20 protein-coding genes, 1 tRNA gene and 1 riboswitch are annotated in these 22,930 nt (G+C 69.2%); of the genes, 14 read left to right on the forward strand and 7 right to left on the reverse strand.

What is annotated here, in order from left to right; genetic code table 11:
• Positions 1-23: 23 nt before the first annotated feature.
• Together Pth03_RS04385 and Pth03_RS04390 are read right to left on the reverse strand one after the other, a co-directional pair.
• On the reverse strand, positions 24-242 hold the full coding sequence (locus Pth03_RS04385) for a hypothetical protein (RefSeq protein WP_203942798.1): 219 nt from the start codon (positions 240-242) through the stop codon (positions 24-26).
• Positions 243-365: 123 nt separating this feature from the next.
• Positions 366-1,118: a GntR family transcriptional regulator gene (locus tag Pth03_RS04390; RefSeq protein ID WP_203942799.1), complete on the reverse strand. Its 753-nt coding sequence runs from the start codon at positions 1,116-1,118 to the stop codon at positions 366-368.
• Positions 1,119-1,503: 385 nt separating this feature from the next.
• On the opposite strand from Pth03_RS04390, the gene kynU reads away from it, so the two are divergent.
• Complete coding sequence (gene kynU, locus Pth03_RS04395; RefSeq protein WP_203942800.1) at positions 1,504-2,739, forward strand: kynureninase; 1,236 nt, start codon at positions 1,504-1,506, stop codon at positions 2,737-2,739.
• A gap of 38 nt (positions 2,740-2,777) precedes the next feature.
• On the opposite strand, the gene Pth03_RS04400 is transcribed toward kynU, so the two are convergent.
• Positions 2,778-3,182 carry a ClpX C4-type zinc finger protein gene (locus tag Pth03_RS04400; protein WP_203942801.1) on the reverse strand — a complete coding sequence of 135 codons (405 nt, stop codon included), beginning with the start codon at positions 3,180-3,182 and terminating at the stop codon, positions 2,778-2,780.
• Between the two features lie 96 nt (positions 3,183-3,278).
• Between Pth03_RS04400 and Pth03_RS04405 the strand changes: the two genes are divergently transcribed.
• Together Pth03_RS04405 and Pth03_RS04410 are read left to right on the forward strand one after the other, a co-directional pair.
• Positions 3,279-3,737, forward strand: a complete 459-nt coding sequence (locus Pth03_RS04405; RefSeq protein ID WP_203942934.1) for a TIGR03668 family PPOX class F420-dependent oxidoreductase — start codon at positions 3,279-3,281, stop codon at positions 3,735-3,737.
• Positions 3,738-3,749: 12 nt separating this feature from the next.
• Positions 3,750-5,093, forward strand: a complete 1,344-nt coding sequence (locus Pth03_RS04410) for a sensor histidine kinase (RefSeq protein ID WP_239118752.1) — start codon at positions 3,750-3,752, stop codon at positions 5,091-5,093.
• Here the strand turns inward: Pth03_RS04410 and Pth03_RS04415 are convergent, their stop codons facing one another.
• Positions 5,094-5,777, reverse strand: coding sequence for a response regulator transcription factor (locus tag Pth03_RS04415; RefSeq protein ID WP_203942802.1), 684 nt, complete (start codon positions 5,775-5,777; stop codon positions 5,094-5,096).
• Between the two features lie 26 nt (positions 5,778-5,803).
• The gene (locus Pth03_RS04420) at positions 5,804-6,571 is read right to left on the reverse strand and encodes an isocitrate lyase/PEP mutase family protein (protein ID WP_203942803.1); all 768 of its coding nucleotides are present in this window, start codon (positions 6,569-6,571) and stop codon (positions 5,804-5,806) included.
• A 273-nt stretch (positions 6,572-6,844) separates the two neighbouring features.
• Here Pth03_RS04420 and Pth03_RS04425 point away from each other — a divergent pair, with 273 nt between their 5' ends.
• The 5 genes from Pth03_RS04425 to Pth03_RS04445 all read left to right on the forward strand — a co-directional run bounded on the left by Pth03_RS04425 (position 6,845) and on the right by Pth03_RS04445 (position 16,205).
• Positions 6,845-7,486, forward strand: coding sequence for a mycothiol-dependent nitroreductase Rv2466c family protein (locus Pth03_RS04425; RefSeq protein WP_203942804.1), 642 nt, complete (start codon positions 6,845-6,847; stop codon positions 7,484-7,486).
• 126 nt (positions 7,487-7,612) lie between these two features.
• Positions 7,613-8,668, forward strand: coding sequence for an NAD(P)H-dependent flavin oxidoreductase (locus Pth03_RS04430; protein ID WP_203942805.1), 1,056 nt, complete (start codon positions 7,613-7,615; stop codon positions 8,666-8,668).
• Positions 8,669-8,893: 225 nt separating this feature from the next.
• Entirely contained in the window at positions 8,894-10,837 is a 1,944-nt protein-coding gene (locus tag Pth03_RS04435) for an HNH endonuclease signature motif containing protein (RefSeq protein ID WP_203942806.1), read from the forward strand.
• Positions 10,838-11,110: 273 nt separating this feature from the next.
• On the forward strand, positions 11,111-14,290 hold the full coding sequence (gene fdh, locus Pth03_RS04440) for a formate dehydrogenase (RefSeq protein ID WP_203942807.1): 3,180 nt from the start codon (positions 11,111-11,113) through the stop codon (positions 14,288-14,290).
• Positions 14,291-14,513: 223 nt separating this feature from the next.
• Positions 14,514-16,205, forward strand: coding sequence for a protein kinase domain-containing protein (locus Pth03_RS04445; protein WP_203942808.1), 1,692 nt, complete (start codon positions 14,514-14,516; stop codon positions 16,203-16,205).
• Here the strand turns inward: Pth03_RS04445 and Pth03_RS42430 are convergent.
• A complete protein-coding gene (locus tag Pth03_RS42430; RefSeq protein WP_373318490.1) occupies positions 16,189-16,458 on the reverse strand; it encodes a helix-turn-helix domain-containing protein in 270 nt (89 codons plus the stop codon). The genes Pth03_RS04445 and Pth03_RS42430 overlap by 17 nt on opposite strands.
• Before the next feature lie 60 nt (positions 16,459-16,518).
• Between Pth03_RS42430 and Pth03_RS04450 the strand changes: the two genes are divergently transcribed.
• Both Pth03_RS04450 and nrfD read left to right on the forward strand, forming a co-directional pair.
• Entirely contained in the window at positions 16,519-17,277 is a 759-nt protein-coding gene (locus Pth03_RS04450; protein WP_239118753.1) for a 4Fe-4S dicluster domain-containing protein, read from the forward strand.
• Between the two features lie 3 nt (positions 17,278-17,280).
• Positions 17,281-18,201, forward strand: a complete 921-nt coding sequence (gene nrfD / locus Pth03_RS04455) for an NrfD/PsrC family molybdoenzyme membrane anchor subunit (RefSeq protein WP_203942809.1) — start codon at positions 17,281-17,283, stop codon at positions 18,199-18,201.
• Here the strand turns inward: nrfD and selD are convergent.
• Positions 18,187-19,191, reverse strand: a complete 1,005-nt coding sequence (gene selD / locus Pth03_RS04460) for a selenide, water dikinase SelD (RefSeq protein WP_203942810.1) — start codon at positions 19,189-19,191, stop codon at positions 18,187-18,189. The genes nrfD and selD overlap by 15 nt on opposite strands.
• A gap of 93 nt (positions 19,192-19,284) precedes the next feature.
• On the opposite strand from selD, the gene Pth03_RS04465 reads away from it, so the two are divergent.
• From Pth03_RS04465 to Pth03_RS04480, 4 genes are all read left to right on the forward strand, one after another.
• Positions 19,285-19,378 (forward strand) — tRNA-Sec (locus tag Pth03_RS04465).
• Between the two features lie 243 nt (positions 19,379-19,621).
• Entirely contained in the window at positions 19,622-20,668 is a 1,047-nt protein-coding gene (locus Pth03_RS04470; protein ID WP_203942811.1) for a suppressor of fused domain protein, read from the forward strand.
• A gap of 254 nt (positions 20,669-20,922) precedes the next feature.
• On the forward strand, positions 20,923-21,720 hold the full coding sequence (locus Pth03_RS04475) for a hypothetical protein (protein ID WP_203942812.1): 798 nt from the start codon (positions 20,923-20,925) through the stop codon (positions 21,718-21,720).
• A gap of 662 nt (positions 21,721-22,382) precedes the next feature.
• Positions 22,383-22,449, forward strand: a riboswitch (guanidine-III (ykkC-III) riboswitch).
• Positions 22,450-22,459: 10 nt separating this feature from the next.
• Positions 22,460-22,774: a DMT family transporter gene (locus Pth03_RS04480; RefSeq protein ID WP_203942813.1), complete on the forward strand. Its 315-nt coding sequence runs from the start codon at positions 22,460-22,462 to the stop codon at positions 22,772-22,774.
• Positions 22,775-22,930: the final 156 nt, after the last annotated feature.

The raw sequence follows: 22,930 nt of genomic DNA on the forward strand, positions 1-22,930 counted from the left end.
GATAGGGTCGGAGGCTTCCGCGCTCACGGATCGGCGCCAGTGGCACGTTCCTCTTGTTGGCGCAACTGCCGGCGCAGCCCTTCGGGGTCGTCGGCGTCGATGGTCATCGCACATCCGGCTTCCCGCTGGCGCACGGTCAACGGGTGATGCCGGGTGGCCCACCACCGGCCCGCGTCACTCCGCCAGATCGTCCATTCCGGGAACTCCCGGGCGATCTCAGCGAGGTGTCGGTCAAAGGACATCCGTCCACCCTTCCCTCGCCGTGTCGAGTGTGCCCGGTTGTTCTTGACGCCTCACCCCCAAGGTGCGGGAGATCTCTAGAGAAATCAATGATCGGGATGGACAGGTCAACCTTGCCCCTTGACCTACGCGTCAAAGTCGTACTGGAGTACATACGACGCGGCGTCGAGGGTCATCTCGTTGAACTCGACGGGTACGCCCCCGCCGGCGTACGCGATGCGCGCGACGACGATGAGCGGCGTGCCTGGTGGCATGTCGAGCAGGCGCGCCTCGCTCGGTTGCGGCATCCGCGCGCGCACCTCTTCGGTGAAGTGCACGGGAGAGTAGCCGAGGTCGCCGAGCCGGGCGTAGGCGCCGCCGGGTCCCGTGTCCGGCAGCGTCACCGCGGTACCTTCGACGAGGTCGGCCGGAAAGTGGGAGACCGCCAACTGCACGGGCCTGCCGTCCACCGAGTAGCGGCGGCGGCGCACCCACACCTCGTCGGAGTCGAGCAGTCGCGCGACCTGCTCGCTCGCCGGCACGCGCTCGATCCGCACCTCGTCCACGGTGTACGGCCGGCCTCTGGTGTCGGAGTCCCAGATGGCCCGGCCTTGGCCCCATTGTTCTCGTGAGAGCCGCCGCGAGCCGTGCCGCCGGATCGGGCGGAACAGGCGGACGTAGACCCCGGATCCTCGTCGTGGCACCGCGAGGCCCTCGTTGATGAGCACGGCCAGCGCCTGCCGTGCCGTCGCCCGCGCGATGCCGTATTCCGCCATGATCGCGTTTTCACCCGGTAGCCGATCCCCATCACGTAAAACGCCCGAAAGGATCTCATCGCGCAGCCGGTCGGCGATGCGGCGATAGATCGGAGGCTCGTGATGCACCGGGAGCTCCGTCACGTTTGATCACCCTCTGTCACCAACGGGGGATTGGCGTCTACAGAGAACTTGCCCCGTCTTGTCCACGATCGCACAGAGTTTGTGGTAGGTCCCGGGCTTATTTTGAGTGGATCGTGCCCGTGTGGTGATCTCCGCGAGTTATTGCTGTCCGTAATCGTGCCGTGGTCTGGCCCGGTATTCCACCGTGGTGTCCACTCTGAGTCATTGACGCTGCGGATACGGCCTTCGCCGGGCTTGGTCCGCCCTCACTGCCCTGCCGGGGATGGGCGGCCCTAAGGACTTACTTAAGTAACCAGGTGGTAAGGGCATCCGGTGGCTTGGGCGACCCCATTTGTGACCATTAACGATATTCGGGGACATAATGCAGTGAGCGAAGGAGCGACACGTGGCCATTAGCCGAGCGGACTGCCAAGCCCTCGACGATCAGGACCTCCTCAAGGACTTCCGGGACGAGTTCACGCTCCCGCCGGGGATCGTCTATCTCCTCGGCAACTCCCTCGGCGCCCTCCCCCGCCGCACCGCCGCCCGCGTCGCGCACGCGGTGGAAAGCGAATGGGGCACGCACCTCGGGGCGAGCTGGAACACCGCCGGCTGGTGGGACCTGCCCCAGACCACGGGAGACCGGATCGCGCCGCTCATCGGCGCAGGCCCGGGCGAGGTGGTCGCCGGTGACTCCACCTCGGTGAACATCTTCAAGGCGGTGACCGCCGCGCTGCCCCTCCGCCCGGGCCGCCGCGTGATCATCTCCGACCTGGACAACTTCCCCACCGACCGCTACGTGGTCGAGGGCGCGGCCGAGGCGCTCGGCGGCTACGAGATCCGTGACATCGGAACCGTGGACGGCACGCTGCGCCTGGGCGACGCGCTCGGCGACGACGTGGCCGTCGTCCTGCTCTCGCAGGTGGACTACCGCACCGCGGAGTTGCGCGACATCGACGCCGTGACCGCCGAGGTCCACGCCGCCGGTGCGCTCATGATCTGGGACCTGTGCCACAGCGCGGGAGCCGTACCGGTGAACGTCGGCGCGGCCGACTTCGCGATCGGCTGCACCTACAAGTACCTGAACGGGGGCCCCGGGGCGCCCGCCTACATCTATGTGGCCCCGCGCCACCACGACTCCGCCCGCAACGTGATCTCCGGGTGGCACGGGCACGCGGCGCCGTTCGACTTCGAACCGCACTACCGGCCCGCGGCCGGGGCACGCCGGTTCGCCTCGGGGAGCCCGCCTGTGTTGTCCTACACGGCGCTCAACGCGTCGCTCGACATCTGGGAGCGCGTCGACCTGCACGCCCTGCGCGCCAAGAGCGTGGCGCTGACCTCGTTGTTCATCGACCTCGTCGACGAACTGTGCCCGGGACTGGAGCTGGCGAGCCCGCGCGACCCGGCCCGCAGGGGCAGCCAGGTCAGCTACCGGCACGCCGACGGCTATCCGGTGGCCCGGGCGCTGGTGGACCGGGGCGTGGTGGGCGACTACCGCGAGCCCGACATCATCAGGTTCGGGTTCGCGCCGTTGTACCTCCGCCATGTCGACGTGTATGACGCCGCGACGACGCTGGCCGAGGTGATCGGCAAGGACCTGTGGCGCGACGAGCAGTACCAGCGGCGGCTGACCGTCACGTGAGCGACGGCCGGTCGCCGCGGGTCACTCCTCGGGCCGGCTCAGCGGCGCTTGGCGAGACCGGCCACGATGTCGCCGGCAAGGGCCACGCACTTGTCGCAGATGCGCCCGCCCTCGCCGTGGACCATGTGGACCCGGGGACCCGGTGGGCGTCTGCAGAACGAGCAGGCGGCGTCGCGCTTCCTGCGCCGATTCGCCAGCTGCCGCTCGGCGAATGGGGGCGTGAAGCGCTTGCGCGCGGCCTGCTTGGAGAAACCGAAGCGTTCGCCGATGGCGGTCCAGGACGCGCCGGCGTCCCTGGCGTCGCGCACCGCGATGTCGATGAGGGCGTCGGCGTCTTCGCTGAGCTCGGTGCTGAGCGCGATCGCCGCGGACAGCGTCTCCAGCGGGTCTTCGGGATCGGACGACTTCGAACGGGCCTTCGCCAGCAGATCGGGGGGCTCCATGCGGACAACCTTAGGTTGTCCCGTAACGATCATCAAGCTGAGCCGATCTTGCCGAAACGTGGCCCGTACGGCCGGTCGTAGCCTGGTGGTGTGAGGATGCCGCAGGACCGGGCCCGCGCCCTGTTCACGAGGGCGCGTGTGGCGAGGCTGGCCACCGCGGCGGACGCGCAGAGCGGGCCCCGCGTGGTGCCGGTGACCTTCGCGGTCGTGCCCGGCGCGGGCCGCGACACCGTGGTGAGCGTGGTCGACGACAAGCCGAAGACGACGATGAACCTGCGCCGCCTGCGTGACATCGCGGCCAATCCGCGGGTCTGCCTCCTCGCCGACCACTACGAGGACGACTGGGAGCGGCTGTGGTGGGCCAGGGCGGACGGCCTGGCCCGGGTCGTCGACGCGGGTGCCGAACGTGACCTGGCGGTGGAGCGGCTGGCGGAGAAATACCCGCAGTATCGCGCCCGGCTTCCACGGGGCCCTGCCGTTCTCGTGGAGGTGGCCCGCTGGTCGGGCTGGGCATACGCGGACGATCCTGGAGCGGCGGAAGTTCCGGATATCTGAGACGCTGAGCTGGTGATTTGGGGTAAACGGCATCACACCTCGGCGGAACAGGCAGAAGAGGTGGCTCAGCCGTACGGCATGCCGCTCCGCCGCCGGGTGCTCGGGGCGATCGTCGGCGTGACCACGCTCGCTGTGGCGTTGTTCGCCGTGCCTTTCGGGATCTCCATGGCGCGGCTCTATCACGACGACACGGTGGCGGCGCTCGGCCGCAACGCCACCTGGATCGCCGCCGCCGTGCCCGACGAGGTCATGCACAACGGCGTGCGGACGGTGCCGCTGCCCCAGGGCCTTCCGGCGCAGCTGACCGTCGGCTTCTTCGCGGGCAGCGGCGCCAGGCTGTCCGGTGAGGGCCCCGCGAACTCGCGGGTGGCGGCGGACGCCCGCGACGGGCACGTCCACGAGGCGATCGAGGACGGCTCCCTCGCGGTGGCCGCGCCGTTCCCCACCGACGAGGGGTGGGTCGGCGCAGTGCGGGTCGCCATGCCGTACGACCTGGTCCGTGGCCGGATCTACGAGGCGTGGCTGGTCATGACGGGGCTCGCCGTGGTGGTCATCGGGCTGGCGGTCGTCTTCGCGCTGCGCCAGTCGGCGCGGCTGGCCGCGCCACTCGAGCATCTGACCAGGTCGGCCCAGGCGCTGGGGTCGGGCGACTTCTCCATCAGAGCCCTGCGCTCCGACGTGCGGGAGGCCAACGCCGCCGGGCTCGCGCTCGAGGCGACCGCCCGCAGGCTCGGCGACATGCTGGAGCGGGAGCGGGCGTTCAGCGTCGACGTGTCGCACCAGCTCCGCACACAGCTCACCGGCATGTTGCTGGGACTCGAATCGGCCATGGGCCGCCCGGGAGCCGACCTGACCGAAGCCATCGGCACGGCGGTCGCGCGCGGCGAGCGGCTGCAGACCACGATCGAAGACCTCGTGCGGCTCACCCGGGGAGCCCCCACGAGCGAGCCGTTCGACGTGCGCGCGCTGATCGAGGAGATCACCGGTGAGCGGCGCGCGGCCTTCGCCGAGGCCGGGCGCAGGCTCACCGTCACCGTGTCCGGCGAACTGCCCCAGGTGGCCGCCTCGTCCGCGGCGGTACGGCAGATCCTCCTCGTGCTCCTCGACAACGCCGCCATCCACGGAGCGGGTGAGGTGACGGTCGAGGTCTCCGACCTCGGCGACGCCCTCGCCGTCGAGGTGACCGACCAGGGGAAGGGCATCGACGAGGGCGAGGACCTGTTCGCGCGCAGTGAGGGCAACGGGCACGGGATCGGCCTGGCGCTCGCCCGCTCGCTCGCGGAGGCCGAAGGCGGCCGGCTCATACTGCGCAGGGCCGCGCCCGCGGTGTTCAGCCTGCTGCTGCCCGCGAGGTGATCAAAGCTCGGTCTCGTAGCGGTAGCCGCGCCCCCGGAGTGTGCTGATCCTGCGGGGATCCTCACCCTCCTCGGTCAGCTTGCGCCGCAGGGCGAAGACGTGCACGTCGAGCGTCTTGGTGGGGCCGAACCAGTTCGCGTCCCACACCTCTTCCATGAGCTGCTCGCGGGTCACGACCTCGCCCGCCCGCCTGACGAGCGCCGCCAGCAGGTCGAACTCCTTGGGCCGCAGCGCGACCTCCGACCCGGAGACGTAGGCCCGCCTGGCAGGCAGATCGAGCCGCAGCAGCCCCACGGAGACGCTGCGCTGCTCCGGCGAGACCGTCTGCCTGCGCAGGTGGGCCCGCAGCCGGGCGAGCAGCTCGGTCAGCCGGAACGGCTTGGTGAGGTAGTCGTCGGCTCCCGCGTCGAGCGCGACGACCACCTCGAATTCCTGGGTGCGCGCCGTCAGCACCACGATCACCGTGTACGGCACGGCCCCCCGGAGCCTGCGGCACAGGGACACACCGTCCACATCGGGCAGGCCCAGGTCGAGCAGCACCAGATCGGGGGCGGCGCTCAGCGCCTTCTCGACGGCTTCTTCGCCGGTGGTCGCCAGGGCAGCCTCGTATCCGTGGCCGGCCAGCGCCTCCACCAGTTCAGAGCCGATCACGGGATCGTCCTCCACGACCAGCACGTGGGTCATGTGGTCGATGGTAGGGGAGGCCTCCGTCAGTCCTGCGGCGGCGGGTAGGGGCTCTCACCGGCCCTGATCGCGGCGACCATCCGTGTGGTGAACTCCTGGGCGGCCGCGTGGAGCCCGTGGCCGTAGCTCACCCGGGCGACTCCGAGGGCCGCGAGCTCGGCGATGCCGGCCACGCCGGGGCGGAACAGGACGTTGACAGGGCCGCCCAGCTCCTTGACGAGCGTGCCGATCGCGTCGCGGTCGGAGACGAAGATCGGGTAGACGCAGTCAGCACCGGCGTCCCGATAGAGCCGGCCACGCTCGACGGCGTCGGCGAGCTGCTCCTCGGGCGTGGGCGATCCGTGCAAGAAGCTGTCGACCCTGGCGTTGATCACGAGATCGGCGTCGGCCGCCCGCAGGGCCGCGATGAAGCCGGCCTGCTCGGCCGGGTCCACCATGGCGCCGGCGGCCGAGTCGGTGTCCTCGATGTTGCAGCCGACCGCGCCGGCCTCGGAGAGACGCTCGGCCAGATCGGCCGGCGCGAGGCCGTAGCCGCGCTCGACGTCGGCGGTCACCGGGACGCCGACGGACGCCGCGATGCGCTTGATCGCAGCCATCATCTCGGCCACGGGCGTGCCCTCGCCGTCGGAGTAGCCGAGCACGCGGGCGATCGCGGCACTGCCCGTGGCGATCACCGGGAATCCGGCGGACTCGACGACCTGCGCGGAGGCCGCGTCCCAGACGTTGGGCAGCACGAGGGGCTCGCCCGGCACGTGCAACGCCCGCAACAGCGCCGCCTTCTCCATCTGGTTCATCGCGCTTCGCCTTTCCTGAAATTTCAGTCTTCGCGGACGACCGGGTTGACGACCTTGGTCGATGCCACCCTACGAATGCCGTGTCGGTCGGGGGACTGTGGGGCGCTGATTCAGGTGAAATGAGTAGAAATTTCCGGGAATGAAGAAGTGATCTCTGGTGGTTCCACGAGTAGAAAGCGGTTCTAGTGCCTCTGTGATCCCGGCCACGCTCGCTCAGGCCGGAGACGAGGCCCGGCCGGGTGCGACCTTGACAGATAGTCAGGAGAATCCGTGATGACGGCAATTGACCAAGCAGAGGCCACGGCGAACGACCGGCCCAAGGTCGACTTCTACTTCGACCCCGCTTGCCCCTTCGCGTGGATCACCTCGCGGTGGATCCTCGAGGTCGAGAAGCAGCGCGACATCGACCTGCGGTTCCGCGTGATGAGCCTGTCGGTGCTCAACGAGGGCAGGGACCACCTGCCCCAGAACTACCGCGACTTTCTCGAGCGCGCCTGGGGGCCGGTGCGGGTGTGCATCGCCGCCGCGGAGAAGCACGGCGAGGAAGTGCTGAGGGACCTCTACACCGCATTCGGCACCCGCATCCACAACCAGAAGAACAAGGACTTCGGCGTCGTCGTGAAGGAGGCGCTGGCCGAGGTCGGCCTGCCCCTCGAGCTCGCCGACGCCGCCGACGGCACCGACTACGACGAGGCGCTGCGCCGTAGCCACCACGAGGGCATGGACCCGGTCGGTGAGGAGGTCGGCACGCCCACCATCCACGTCGACGGTGTGGCGTTCTTCGGCCCGGTCATGACCCGCATCCCGCGGGGCGAGGAGGCGCTGCAGATCTTCGACGGCGCCTACGCCATGGCCCGCTACCCGTACTTCTTCGAGCTCAAGCGCACCCGCACGGGAGAGCTCGACTTCAGCTGAGCTCGCCCTACGGCTTTCGCGATCTTCCCGGCGGGAACGGGAAAAGCGCGACGATGACGCCCTCGCCTGGACTGGGCCTGCTGTCACCCGTCCAGGCGGGCGGTTTCAATGATCGGGGGGTTCGCGATGATCGACCGTGCTGAGGTGTTCGGGACGGCGGTGCCTGTCATCCAGGCGCCCATGGCCGGAGGAGCGGCCACCCCCGCGCTCGTCGCGGCCGTCTCCTCGGCGGGCGGCCTGGGTTTCCTGGCCGCCGGATATCGCACGGCGGCAGCCGTACAGGAGGAGATCACGGCGGTGCGCGGGCGTACCGATGCGCCTTTCGGCGTGAACGTCTTCGTCCCGGGGCCTGCGTCGACCGCCGCCGACGAGGCCGCCGTCGCCCGCTATCGCGACGAACTCGCGCCGGAGGCCCTCCGGTACGGCGTGGCCGTGCCCGAAGAGGTGGCGTGGGACGACGACGGATGGCAGGAGAAGATCGACCTCCTGGTGGCGGAGCGCGTGCCCGTCGTGAGTTTCACGTTCGGGTGCCCGCCGGCTGAAATCGTCGCCCGCCTTCAGGGGGCGGGCAGCGCCGTGGTCGTCACCGTGAACACCCCGTCCGAGGCCCTCGTGGCGGCCGAGGCGGGCGCCGACGCGTTGTCCGTGCAGGGGCCGGATGCGGGAGGCCACCAGACGTCGTTCTTGCCGGAGGAGTCTGGGGCGGCGTCATACGTGCTGCCCGAGCTTGTGGCCAGTGTGCGGGAGGTAGTCGGCCTTCCGCTGGCGGCCGGCGGAGGGATCACGGACGGTGCCGGCATCGCGTCCGTGCTCGCGGCGGGAGCGGTGGCCGCGCAGCTCGGCACTGCTTTCCTGCGTACTCCGGAGAGTGGGGCACATCCGGTGTACAAGGCCGCGCTCGCCGACCCCGCGTTCGCCGAGACCGCCTTCACCCGTGCCTTCACCGGCCGCCGGGCCCGTGGCCTGCTCAACCGGTTCATGATCGAGCACGAGGCGGGAGCGCCGTCGTGCTATCCACTGGTGCACCAGCTGACCAGAGGCCTGCGCCAGGCCGCCGCCGCTCAGGGCGATCCGCACGGCATGGCCTTGTGGGCGGGGACGGGCTATCGGCGGGCGCGTGAGGTCCCCGCCGCCGATCTCGTGCGCACGCTCGTCGACGAGACCCGGGCCGCCTTGGGCTGAGCCTGTTGCCTCTGAGTTCGGTGTTCCCCGGAAGGGGGGAGTGTCGGCTGCCCTCGGGTGGGGCGATTTTTGACCGTGTTGCTTTTTCCGGGGCTCTGCCCGAAATTTCTGGTTATATGGTTTGGAAATTATCGGCGCGTCCGCCCAGGCTTTTTTGTCGGTGGCCCTTGGTAATTTCCCGGTGTGATTGTCGAGCGGCAGTTGATACCTGAGGATCTGGCGGACATGCCGCCGGGTCCTGAGCTGACCGCTGCGCTCGACGGGTTGGATCTGGTCCGGCTCAGCGGTTACGACGCCGTCATCGTGTTGCAGGCGCACGCCCGGCTGGAGGCGTACGTTCAGGCGCGCAAGGCCATGGTCATGGCCGAAGTGGGGCTTTATGAGCCATCGCCGTGCGACATGAAGAAGATGGCCCGGCCGGACAAATACGCGGCCGACGAGATTCGTGCGGCGCTGACTCTCACACGTCGTGCCGCCGAATACGAGTACTGGTTTTCCTATTTCCTGGCCACACGGCTTCCTCAGGTGCGTGACGCGCTTCTTTCCGGACATATCGACAAGGCGCGTGCTCGGGTGTTCTGTGACTGGCTGGAGGATGTGCCCGAGCACGTGGCGGCCGCTGTTGCCGATGAATTGCTGCCGAAAGCCGGTGGATGGACCATCGGCCAGCTCAAGGACAAGATCAAGCGGCTCCTGCTCGCGGCGGATCCGGAGTGGGCGCGCCGGAAATACGAGCGAGCCCTGCAGAGGCGGCGCGTGGAGGGCATGCGGCACCACGACGGCACCGTGACCATCACCGGTCATCAACTGCCGGTGGATCAGGCCGCCGCCGCGATCGCACGGGTGAACGCGATCGCCCAGAGAGCCAAGAGGGCGGGGCTGAGTGGTCCGATCGACCACATCAGGACCGACGTGTTCCTGAGCCTGCTCGACGGCGGGCTCGCAGGCCTGGATGACGACGAGATCATCCGTGTCCTGCTTGAGGCCGCGGCCGAGGCCGCCCTTGGCGAGGAGGACGACTACGACGACCAACTGTCCGATGAGGCGTTCCCGGCGACAGGTGGTGGAGGGGGACGAGAGGGCCAGGCCGTCGGCGATCCGTCTCCTGCCGGAGACCCGGAGGACGGTGACTTGGAGGACGGTGACTTGGAGGACGGTGACTTGGAGGACGGTGACTCGGAGGGCGACGATGGGGAAGGCGGCGAGATCGACGACCGTGACGCCGATGACCCGAAGGGCGGCGATCGGGGCCCGAACGAGGCTCCTGCTCGACCTCACGGTGGAGGGACGGGCGGCCTCTTAGGAGCGAGTGCCGCCGGGGAGGTCAGGGTGCGCGTCACCACGCTCTTCCACCTGGACGACTTCCCGGGGGAACTGGCCGGATGGGGTCCCATTCATGCCAATCTTGCCCGCCGCCTGGTGAAGAGGCAGGTCACCGGCGAGTGGCGGTTCGCCGTATGTGACGACGACGGCCACCTCCTGTACGCCGGGATCACCGTTCACCGACCCGGGGGCTGGCCACGCGGACACGTGGCGAGCGAACTGGTCGAACGAATGGGGAAGGGCGGGCGACCACACGGAGGATCAACTCGGCGCTCGGCTGGAAACGGGATCGTCGAGTTGCAGATCTCGCTGTCCTCATTGCGACGATGGCAGACCGACCTGTCCACGCTCGGCGGGTGGGCGCAAGTGATCTCCGACATCGCGCGCCAAGTGGACACCATGTCCGCGCAGGGACTCGACAGTGACCCGCGGCGGCGTTTCGCCCGCGCCAGGTTGCGGCGATGGGTACAGATGCGCGATCGAGTCTGCACGGCGCCGGGCTGCCGTGCGCCCGCGAGCCGGTCCGAGCTGGATCACATCAGTCCCTACGGGCGAGGCGGGCACACGATCATGAGAAACCTGGAGGCGGCTTGCGCCCACGACCACGATCTGCGCGATCACGGGTGGAAGGTCGTCCAGTCCATAGCGGGTCAGGTGGTTTGGATCAGCCGGACGGGTCACCGGTACCCCGTGGACACGCCTCCGGTCATCGAGGATCTGCCCGAGCCGATCACTGCGAGGCTTCCCATGCGACAGGGCGCATCGCTAGGGCAATCGGAGATCGACGTTGAGTCGTACGGCCCCGCGAGCTGGGAAGACACACCGGTCTGGTGGGAACCGGCGTAATCCGGGCCTTCGCCTTCACCTTCGTCGGGGCTCGGGTCCGGATCGCGGCTGGGGAGGGACGAGCAGGCCAGGGAGCTACACGATTCCGTGGCCCGACATTCCGCCCTTCTGATCCCCGGGTCGGGAAGCCGGCGATGCTCATGGGTACGTGTCTCACCGCGGCCGCGATGGAGTGGCGTCGGTCGCCAGGGCATGGGTCCAGGCATGAGGGCCTGACCAAGGGAAAGCCGTATATGCCGGTTAACGAGGCACAAGTGGGGCACGACACGCAATGTGGCAGAAGGTGGGTGGCTCTCCCGCTGGCCGGTGATCCGGCAGCTCAGAGGCGAGGACGGCAGGCGTGACGCGGCCCGTTCGGCGCGTACCGACGCCCTGCGTCCCCGCGTGGAGGAGGCCGACACCGTCGCCAAGTCGATCTGCCCGTATTGCGCCGTGGGATGCGGCCAGCTCGTCTACGTCAAGGACGGGAAGGTCACCCAGATCGAGGGCGATCCCGACTCGCCGATCTCGCGGGGCAGGCTGTGCCCCAAGGGTTCGGCGAGCAAGCAGCTCGTCACGCATTCCGGCAGGCAGACCCAGGTGCTCTACCGCCGGCCGTACGGCATCGAGTGGGAACGGCTCGACCTCGGGACGGCGATGGAGATGATCGCCGACCGGGTCGTCCGTACGCGGAGGGAGACCTGGGAAGCGACACACGGCGGCAAGGAGGTACGGCGGACGCTCGGCATCGCCGGCCTGGGCGGGGCGACGCTCGACAACGAAGAGAACTACCTGATGAAGAAGCTGTACACCGCCCTCGGCGCGATCCAGGTCGAGAACCAGGCGCGCATATGACACTCCTCCACCGTCCCCGGTCTGGGGACCAGTTTCGGGCGTGGCGGCGCGACGACCTTCCAGCAGGATCTGGCGGGCGCTGACTGCATCGTCATCCAGGGCTCCAACATGGCCGAATGCCATCCGGTGGGGTTCCAGTGGGTGATGGAGGCCCGCCTGAGGGGGGTGAAGGTCTTCCACATCGATCCGCGTTTCTCCCGGACGAGCGCCGCCGTGGACCGCTACCTGCCGATCCGTGCCGGGTCCGACATCGTGCTGCTGGGCGCGCTGATCAATTACGTGTTGAGCAACGAGCTCTATTTCCGGGAGTACGTCCTGGCGTACACGAACGCGGCGACGCTGGTCTCCGAGCGGTTCCGGGACACCGAGGACCTGGACGGGCTGTTCTCGGGCTTCGACCCCGGCACCCGCAGGTACGACACGGGGAGCTGGGCGTACGAGGGTGACGAGGACGCGCGGACCGACGAGATGCGCGAGGGAAGCGGCGTGCACGCCGAAGCCGCGGGATCGGACTCGTACGGCGCGCGGGGCGCGGGCGCGTCAGCCCGTCCGCCGACGGATCCGACCCTTCGCCATCCCCGGTGCGTGTTCCAGATCCTGAAGCGGCATTTCGCCCGCTACACGCCGGAGATGGTGCAGGAGCTGTGCGGGATCTCGCCCGAGGAGTTCGCGGAGCTGGCCGAGGCGATCACCGCCAATTCGGGCAGGGAGCGCACCACGGCCTGGGTCTATTCGGTGGGCTGGACGCAACATTCGGTCGGCGTGCAGTACATCAGGGCGGCGTCGATCCTCCAGTTGCTGCTCGGCAACATCGGGCGTCCCGGCGGCGGCATCCTGGCGCTGCGCGGTCACGCGAGCATCCAGGGTTCCACCGACATCCCGACGCTGTTCAACCTGCTGCCGGGCTACATCGCCATGCCGCACGCGCACCGGCACGACGACCTGGCCGACTACCTGCGGCGGGAGGGCGGCGACACCGGCTACTGGGGCAACCGGCGGGCCTACCTGGTCAGCCTGCTGAAGGCGTGGTGGGGCGACGCGGCCACCGAGGACAACGACTTCTGCTTCGACTACCTGCCTCGTCTGACCGGCGACCACGGCCACTACACGACGGTCATGGGCCAGATCGACGGCACCGTCAAGGGCTACTTCGTGGTCGGGGAGAACCCGGCGGTCGGCTCGTCGAACGGCAAGGCGCAACGTCTGGGTTTGGCCAACCTCGACTGGCTCGTGGTCAGGGACCTGACCGTGGTCGAGACGGCCTCATTCTGGAAGGACGCGCCCGAGCTGGAGACCGGCGAGCTGCGCACCCAGGACATCGCCACCGAGGTCTTCTTCCTGCCCGCCGCGAGCCACGTGGAGAAGGAGGGCACGTTCACCAACACCCAGCGTCTGCTCCAGTGGCGGGAGAAGGCCCTGGAGCCGCCGGGTGAGTGCCGCAGCGACCTGTGGTTCTACTACCACCTCGGCAAGCTGATCAGGCAGCGCCTGGGCGACGACGAGGTCGACCGGCCGGCTAAAGAGCTGACCTGGGACTACCCCGAGCACGGCGAGATACGTGAGCCGTCGGCCGAGGCGGTGCTTCGCGAGATCAACGGCACCGGCCCCGACGGGCGGGCGTTGTCCTCCTACCAGGAGCTCAGGCCTGACGGGTCGACCACGTGCGGCTGCTGGATCTACTGCGGGGTCTACGCCGACGAGGTGAACCAGGCGGCCCGGCGCAGGCCGGGGAGCGCGCAGTCGTGGGTCGCGCCGGAATGGGGATGGGCCTGGCCGGCCAACCGGCGCACGCTCTACAACCGGGCGTCGGCCGACCCCGAGGGCAGGCCGTGGAGCGAGCGCAAGGCCTACGTCTGGTGGGACGCCGAGAAGGGCGAGTGGACCGGACACGACGTGCCGGACTTCGACAAGCACAAGGCGCCGGGCTACGAGCCGCCCGAGGGCGCCCGCGCCGAGGGGGCGCTGGCCGGCACGGACCCGTTCATCATGCAGTCGGACGGCAAGGGCTGGCTTTACGTGCCGTCCGGGCTCGCCGACGGGCCGCTGCCCACGCACTACGAGCCGCACGAGTCGCCCGTGCTCAACACCCTGTACGGCAGGCAGGCCAACCCGGCGCGGCGGCTCTACGACCGGCCGGAGAATCCGTACAACCCTCCGGGGTCGGCGCAGTTCCCGTACGTGTTCACGACCAGCCGGGTGACCGAGCACCACACGGCGGGCGGTATGAGCCGGACGCTGCCCTATCTGTCCGAGTTGCAGCCCGCGCCGTTCTGCGAGGTGTCGCCCCGGCTCGCGGCGGAGGTGGGCCTCGTGAACGGCGGGTGGGCGACCATCGTGACGTCTCGTGCGGCCGCTGAGATGCGCGTCCTGGTGACCGACCGGGTCAGGCCGCTGCGCGTGCAGGGCCAGCTGATCGAGCAGGTGGTCATTCCGTACCACTGGGGTTATGGCGGTGGCGGCGTGGTGACCGGAGACGTGGCCAATGACCTGCTCGCCATCGTGCTCGACCCGAACGTCTACATCCAGGAGAGCAAGGCAGGCACGTGTGCCGTGCTGCCAGGCAGGCGGCCGAGGGGACGGGCCCTGCTCGACCTGATCGAGGAGTACCGCCATGGCTGAGCGGATGGGCGCTCGGCCTCATCGACTTCCGCTTGGCGGCACATGCTGTGGGAATGTGGCCGATATCACCAGCAATGCCATCATCTGTGGTCATCCCTGGTTATGCGGCGACGAGGCTCGCCGGTCCGCCGTCCGTACGGTGGCCGGCGGGTATTGGTCCAGGTGACAGAGCGTATTCGGCTGGTACCTTTTGGGCCGATACGGCGCTGGAACCACTGGGGTCATGATGGCGGAACCGCTTGTCGACGGGGACCCGTCCCGCCTTGGGGAATTCGAGATCGTGGGCCGCCTGGGCGTGGGCAGTCAGGGTGTGGTCTACCTCGGCCGATCCCCCGAAGGCGGCGAGGTGGCGGTCAAACTGCTGCATCCCGGGCTTTCCGGCGACACCGAGGCACGAGGGCGGTTCCTGCGTGAGGTGGCGGTGGCCCAGCGGGTGGTGAGGTTTTGCACCGCGCCGGTGTTGCATGCCGATTTGGCCGGGCAGCAGCCGTACATCGTCAGCGAGTACGTCTCCGGCCCCTCACTGCGGGAGCTTGTCGAACGCGAGGGGCCGCGCCGTGGCGCGGCCCTGGACCGCCTCGCGATCAGCACGGCTACCGCCCTGGCCTCCATCCACCGCGTGGGCATCACACACCGGGACTTCAAGCCGGCCAATGTCCTGATGGGTCCCGAAGGGCCCGTGGTCATCGATTTCGGCATCGCGCGGGCGCTGGACGCCCCAAATCTCACCGCCACGGGGGCGGGGCTCGGCACTCCGTCGTACGCCGCTCCGGAACAAGTGCGCGGGGCGTCCGCGACACCCGCCGCCGACATGTTCGCCTGGGGTGTCACCATGGTCTTCGCGGCCACGGGGACGCCGGCGTTCGGCGCCGACACCGTCCCCGCGGTCTTCCACCGCATCCTCAACGACGAGCCCGACCTGTCCACCCTGGACGAAGGACCGCTTCGTGACCTGATCGCCGCTTGCCTGGCCAAGGATCCCGAAAGCCGGCCCACCGCCGAAGAGGTGCTCGCCCACCTGACAGACCCCAAGTCATCAGTGGCGCCCAAGTACTCCGTGGGCCTGGAGGTGAGGGCGGGGCAGACCCTGCGCGGCGCGAAGAACATGCACTGGGAGTCCGCTCACGGCCCCACCCGGGAAAGACAGGCACCGCGCCGCCGGCGATGGGGTCGTCTGATACTTCCGGTCGCGCTGTCGATGGTGGGGCTGGTCGTTGGAGGGATCGTGGGAGGAACGATCATCGCCGCCTCTTCCACGGAGGAGGCCACGGCCGTAGGCATGTCGGCGGAAGCCGACCAGACCGCGCAGCCCCACCCCTCGGCGGGGCAGAGCCCGGCGAAGTCGCTGCGCGGCACCGCCCGGCCGACGGCCGCTCCTCGCTCGCGCCGCGGAGACGAGGGCGCGGGTACGCCGACGCCGCGAATCCGGCAGGGTGCCACTCGGCCTGCCTCAGGCCAGGAAGGCAGGAGTGTCCCGGCCACCACACCCACCCTCGCCAAGCCGTCTCTGCCCCCGATCAGCACGAAGGTGGAGGCTGAGGCGTTCGCCTCCGAGTCGGGCACGCTGCGGGCCGATCACCCCGGTGCCAGTGGCGGTGCGACTGTGGGTTACATCGACAGCGGCGACTGGACGGGCTACGCCTCGGTGACCACACAGCGGGCGATCAAGTTCTCGGCGCGGGTCGCGTCGACGGGCGTTGGCGGCACCATCACGATCCGATCGGGGTCTCCGACGGGGACGGCAGTGGGATCGGTGCAGGTTCCGAAGACCACCGGGAGCTGGGACACCTTTCAGACGGTTTCGACAGAGCTGACCGGTTCCGCGTCGGGACAGGTGTTCCTGGTCTTCACCGGCGAGGTCGGGATAGGTTCCCTGTTCGACGTCGACTCCTTCACCATCACGCGCCGGCGATAAGGCACGCCGCCCTGCCCGTGCAGGACGATCTTGTAGACGTTTGTCCACCGAGGACGCTGGGCAACTTGGACACGAAGGACGCCGGAGTCCTCGAGTCGCCGCGGAATGCGGCATACGCTCCGCACCCTTTGGTGCGGGCTGTGTCGGCAAGAGCCTTCACGCTCGGCCATGCACCACCGCCCGTGTCGTCGGCGTGGTCGGCAATGGCCGGCAGGACAAGCAGTTCGGCACCGGACGCATGGCGTGTTCCCACGCCCAGGACGACACTGGCACGCTCACATTTGGGCTTCTCGATGAAGAAGGGGTGGCGTACGTGGAGATAGAAAGGGGTCGTAGGTACGCCTTCTTCACCGATTCGTCGATCTGCATCGGTTGCAAGGCGTGTGAGGTGGCCTGCAAGGAGTGGAACGGCGTGCCCGACGACGGCTTCGTCTTCCGGGCGACCTCCTACGACAACACCGGGCACCTCGGCTCCGACACCTGGCGGCACGTGGCCTTCATCGAGCAGGACGGCCGGTGGCTGATGTCGTCGGACGTGTGCAAGCACTGCACCCACGCCGCCTGCCTGGACGTGTGCCCCACCGGGGCGCTCTTCCGCACCGAGTTCGACACGGTGGTGGTGCAGCCGGACATCTGCAACGGCTGCGGATACTGCGTGCCCGCCTGCCCGTTCGGCGTGATCGAGCGCAGGGAGAGCGACGGCCGGGCCTGGAAGTGCACCATGTGCTACGACCGGCTGCGCGGCGGCATGGAACCGGCCTGCGCGAAGGCGTGCCCGACCGACTCGATCCAGTTCGGACCCCTCGACGAGCTGCGTGAGCGGGCGCAGGCGCGGCTCGACCGGCTGCACGCCGACGGTGTGGAGGAGGCCCGCCTGTACGGCGAGAGCCCCGACGACGGCGTGGGCGGCACGGGGGCGTTCTTCCTGCTCCTGGACGACCCGGAGGTGTACGGCCTGCCGCCCGATCCGGTGGTCACCACGCGTGACCTGCCGCAGATGTGGCGATGGGCGGGCGGGGCCGCCCTCACCCTGGTCGGGGCCGCGATGGCGAGTTTCCTGAGGAGGCGGTGACCCATGACGGAGGCCGAGTTCCGGTCTTATTACGGCCAGCCGGTGCTCAAGCCGCCCAACTGGCATGAGCCTCATATGCCCGTCTATCTCTATCTGGGCGGGCTGTCCGGGGCGTCCTCCGTGATGGCCGCCATGGCACGCATGTCCGGCCATGACCGGCTGGCCCTAGCCGCCAGGATCGCCGCGTTCGCCGGGGCGGGCGTCGGTTCCGGATTCCTCATTTCGGAGCTCGGCAGGCCGGAACGGTTCCTCCACATGTTGCGGGTGCTGAAGTTCACCTCTCCGATGAGCGTCGGCTCGTGGACGCTGGCCGCGCACGGTGGCCTCACGGCGGCCTGCCTGTTGTCGGCGGTCACCGGGAGGCTGCGACTCGCCGGAGACGCGGCCACCGTGGCGAGCGTGGTGACCGGCCCGATCATGGCGACCTACACGGGCGTGTTGCTCGCCGACACCGCCGTGCCCGCCTGGCACGGGGCCCGCCGGGAGTTGCCGTTCCTGTTCGTGGGCAGCGCCTTGGCGAGCGCAGGAGCCGTCGGCATGCTGACGACGCCGCGTCAGGAGGCTGCCCCGGCGCGGACGGCGGCCACGGTGGGTGCGGTGCTGGAGACCGCCGCGGGCTTCGTCATGGAACGGCGACTGGGCATCGAGGGCGAGCCGTACAGGAAGGGCAGGGCGGGGCTGCTCATGAAGGCCTCGCGCGGGCTCACGCTGGGCGGGGGCCTGCTGGCCACGGTCGCCGGGCGCAGCCGCGCGCTCACCGCGCTGTCGGGGCTGGCCATCACCGCGGGCGCGTTGTGCACCCGGTTCGGCATGCTGGAGGCCGGTCGGGCGTCCGCGCTCGACCCCCGATACACCGTGGTGCCGCAGCGCGAGCGGGCCGGCGGGCTCACCGTGGTTCCGGACCCGGGCTCATCTCAGGCGTAGCGGCGTGCCGTCCCCGGGGATCAGTTCGCCGATGACGGGCGCCCCGGGGATCTCGCCGGCGACCAGCAGCCCCCCGGACGTCTGGGCGTCGGCGAGCAGCAGCACCTCGTCCTCGCCGAAACCGCCGCGGTCGAGATGGGGTTCCACCCAGGCCAGGTTGCGCCGGGTGCCGCCGCTGACGAACCCGTCGCGCAGCGCCTCGCGAGCCCCCTCCAGGTACGGCACGGCCGCGACGTCGACCACCGCGGTCACGCCGCTCGCCCTGGCCAGCTTGTACAGGTGGCCGAGCAGGCCGAATCCGGTCACGTCGGTCGCACAGCGGATGCCCGCCACGAGTGCCGCCCGGGACGCCTCGGCGTTCAGCGTGGTCATCGCCGCGACGACCTGCGGGAAGACCTCCCCGGTCGCCTTGTGCCGGGAGTTCAGCACGCCGATGCCCAGCGGCTTGGACAAGGAAATCGCAGTTCCCGGCCGCCCGCCGTCGATGCGCAGCAGCCGTCCGGGATCGGCCAGGCCCGTGACGGCCATGCCGTACTTGGGTTCGGGGTCGTCCACGCTGTGCCCGCCCGCGACGTGGCAGCCCGCCGCCGTGGCCACATCGAGGCCGCCGCGCAGGACCTCTCTGGTCAGGTCGAGCGGCAGCGTGTCCCTGGGCCACCCGAGGAGGTTGACCGCCACGAGCGGCTCGCCCCCGACCGCGTAGACGTCCGACAGCGCGTTCGCCGCCGCGATCCGCCCCCAGTCGTACGGATCGTCCACGACCGGGGTGAAGAAGTCGGCCGTCGCGACCACCGCGCGCCCGCCCTCGACGCGCACCACGGCGGCGTCGTCCCCGTCGTCCAGGCCGATCAGCAGACCGGGCGGACGCGGGCCGTTCAGGAGGCCGGAGACCATGGCCTCCAGCTCGCCCGGCGGGATCTTGCAGGCACAGCCGCCGCCGTGCGCGTATTGGGTCAGCCGGATCGTGGCCGGCGCCGTCGTGTCCGTCACAGCGGACCTCCCGTCGCAGGGTTCCTCACCATGGCACGCCGCGAGCGTGGCGTGCCGCAAGTGCCGTACCCGGTCCGGGTTACGTTTGCCCCTGGAGGCGTGTGGGCGCCTGGTGGCCCCCGCGGTCTTCAAAACCGACGAGGCCGAGGTCCTCGGCCTGGCGGGTTCGATTCCCGTCCGCCTCCGCTCATGCTGTTCGCCTGGGGTAACACGTACAGGCTCGGCACGATGGTTCCGCTCGACGGCTCCCGACGGCCCCCATCAGAGGGCCTGATGGGAGCAAAATGGGACGACCGCGTTTACGAACCTGCCCGCGAGGTGCGCGCCTGTTCGAGGTCGAGGCGTTCCTGCCGGGCCGCGTGGTCCTCGTCGGCGACGCTGGTCATATACGGATCCACAACCCGAATCAGCTCGAATAGAGTCGCGCCTCATGGTCGACAACACGATCGCCGCCGGCTGGGACGCCATCGACGCCGCTGCGGCGCGGCTCTATCCCGGGGTGACTCCCCTGCACTACGGAACGCTCCTCAAATGGCGCCTCGGCGGGCCCGACCCGCTGGACGGGGTCAGCGTCTACCCACGTGAGGACCACTGGCATTTCATCAGCTACGGCATGTCCGAGCTGTACGACAAGGAGTCGGAGGTCGCCGAGGAGTCCGGATGGGGGTTCGAGTTCACCTTCCGCGTCGCCCGCGACCACGATGAGACCGAGCCGCCGATGTGGGCGGCGAACTTCCTGCAGAACCTCGGCCGCTACGTCTTCTCCTCCGCCAACCCGTTCGCGCCCGGCCACCATATCGATCTGAACGGTCCGATCTCGCAGGAGAACCCCGAGACGGCGATCCGGGCCGCCGCCTTCGCCGAGGATCCCGAACTCGGCACGATCGACACACCTCACGGGCGGCTGTGCTTCCTGCAGGTCGTCGGGCTCACCCTCGGCGAATACGAGGAGATCGGACGCTGGGACGCCCTCGGCCTGCTCGGCGTCCTGCGAACCCGGCTGCCGATGCTGGTCACGGACCTGACCCGGGGCAGCGTGATCGACGATCCGGACCTCGCGGCCGCGATCGAAGACGGCGCGCGGCGCGACGGTTCGTCGACGGGCGGCCTGTACGTCCAGGAGGCGCGCTGGAAGACCGACAGCCGACCGGAGAAGACGGTGCTGACCTTCGGCGCGAACGCGGCCGAGCGCATCGCACGAGCGCTGGCCGGCCGCCTGCCGTACGGGCGCGATCTGTCGATCGCCGGGCCCGAGGGCGGTGTGCGACTGCGACCCGGCGACAACGTGACCGTCACGGAGTCCGGTCACGGGTACGTCGAGGTCGAGATCCCGCCGGACGTCCTCTCCGAACTGACAACGGTGCTGCGCCCCACGGCCGGAGTCCATGGACTCCGCACCGCGCCGGGCCTCGTCGTGGAGATCGTCAAGTCGCAGATCCGCGACCAGGAAGGAAACGTGGTCGAGGTGATCGGCTGAGAGTTCCCGTCGCCGGCTCGGTGAGGGCTGCCCAAGGGCCGCTCGGGGTGCTGCTCGGCTATCTCCGGAAACCGTGACGATTGACGACTGAGCATCGCCGCCCGGCCGTCATGGGTCCCCGGCACGTCGGGAAGGGCCCGATCCGGACGATCGGAGCGGCCCCCTTGCGGCGGGAGGCATTCGTCGATACCTCTCCTTGGGAAGCTTCGAATCGCACTACTTCGAGACCGGTCCCCGGGGGAGACATGATGCGTGTGAGCAACATTCCCAGCTCTGCCGCCGAGAGGTCCCCGCTTCGCGGGTCACTTCGCCGGGTCAGGGCCTTGTCCTGCGCCCTCGTTCTGATCGGCGGGCTGCCGGCGTCGGGCTGCTCCACAGCCGGCGACATCACGCGGCCGGTCTCCTCACCCGAATCCCCGACGCCATCCCTCGCCCCGGCTTCGTCGCCGGCGACACCGGTCCCATCCTCATTCGGCACGACCACGCCGCCGACCCGGCCAGTGCGGCTGACCGGGAAGATGACCCGGCCGGGGACGCGACTGCGGTTCGGGCAGAAGGCGATCGTGCCCGTCCGTCAGTACAACCGCATGAGGAAGACCTACTCCGAAGGCGTGTTGGGCATCATCGTGCAGCCGATTCGGCGTGCCCCGGCAACCACCGTCCGGGGCGACTTCGACGCCGACAGCTGGGCGTTGCTCAAGACTCGCAGGGCGTACTACGCCAATGTCGTCATCACCAACGAAAGCGGCAACGCCCTGTCGTTGTACGCGCTCCGGTTCAATCCCGTGTTCCGCGACGGAGGCCCGTCCGACGTCATCCTCATGGGGTTCGGCGGAGACCTGCCGAACTGCCAGGAGACCCCCCAGCCGGAGTCGTTCGATCACAGGGGCGATCGGTGGGTCACCTGCGTGGTCAACGTGTCGACCCCGTCGCGGCCGATCATAGGGCTCGAGTACATGGACCCGCCGTACGGGAGAGAGGGCCATTACCCCGGAGATCCGTCGCCGGACTTCAACGAGTACTACGACCTCGGGACGATCAGCTGGTCATAGGCCGTCACGCGGCGGACCGCGTGTCCTGACTGCCGTCCAGCCGGCGCCTTGTGACGTCGGACGCCATGGCTGGCACCACGGTCCTGTTCCACCTCACTGCCGAGGAGGCTTGTCCAGCTTGCTGGGGCAACCCTGTGAACCTGCGGGTGTCCCGCCGCGTGATTGTGGGTGAACGCGGCGGCGCGGCTTGAAGCCCTGGCGAAGGATGCGCGCGCCACCGCGTTCGTCTATGACGACGGCCCTGGGCGCGCCCGGGCTCGCTGCCTACATGATCAGTGGGTAATTCTGGCAGACGATCAAGGAGCGCGGCGGAGCGGGCGGCCCGATGGGAGCACATGGGAGCAGCAGGTCCGACGACAACCGATCACGATCAACGACAACCAATACTTTTTCCCTGGTAGGACGGCACGGCCAACGGCTACCAACGATTACCAATCACAGCCGATGGCGGCGGCAGCGGACTTCAAAACCGACGAGGCCGAGGTCCTCGGCCTGGCGGGTTCGATTCCCGTCCGCCTCCGCTAAGCGCGGGAGGCGTTCGCCTGGTGGAGGAGCGGGGCACGGCGTGTTGGGCTCCGCTGGGTGGTGGCGGCCCTGCGGCCCGCGAGCGTCCCGAACCGGGCAGGGGATTGCCAGACGGGGGCCAGGCGTGAAATTTTCGGATGGAGCCCGAGAAGGTGGCTCCCGGACGATGGGTGCCGTACCCGGTGTGCGACAAGACGGCCCGCGGAGGGCTGTCATGTCGTGGCTGATTCTCGTTCTTTCGGGCGTTCTGGAGTCTGTGTGGGCGACTGCCCTGAGCAAGTCGGAGGGTTTCAGTCGGTTCGTCCCTTCCTTGGTCTTCGTCGTGGCTCTCGTCTCGAGCATGGGAGGTCTGGCCTATGCGATGCGGGACCTGCCTGTGGGCACCGCGTATGCGGTATGGGTCGGAATCGGTGCGGTCCTCACCGTCCTGTACGCGATGCTCACGGGGGACGAACCAGTGAGTGCGCTGAAGGTGGTTTTCCTGGCCCTGATCGTCGGAAGCGTGATCGGACTCAAGGCCACCCACTGAGAGGGCGTCCATCCTCGGCAGCGAGGTGACGAACCAAGCTGCCTCAGATACCTAGGGCGTTATCCGAGGAACGACTTCAGACACTGTTCGCCTCTAACGCCCGCGCCAACTTACAATCCGCCATTGCACATGCGGAAAGAAACTGTCCTTACAGGA

Origin of the sequence: Planotetraspora thailandica (genome assembly GCF_016863335.1) — a bacterium.
GTDB classification, from domain to species: Bacteria; Actinomycetota; Actinomycetes; order Streptosporangiales; family Streptosporangiaceae; genus Planotetraspora; species Planotetraspora thailandica.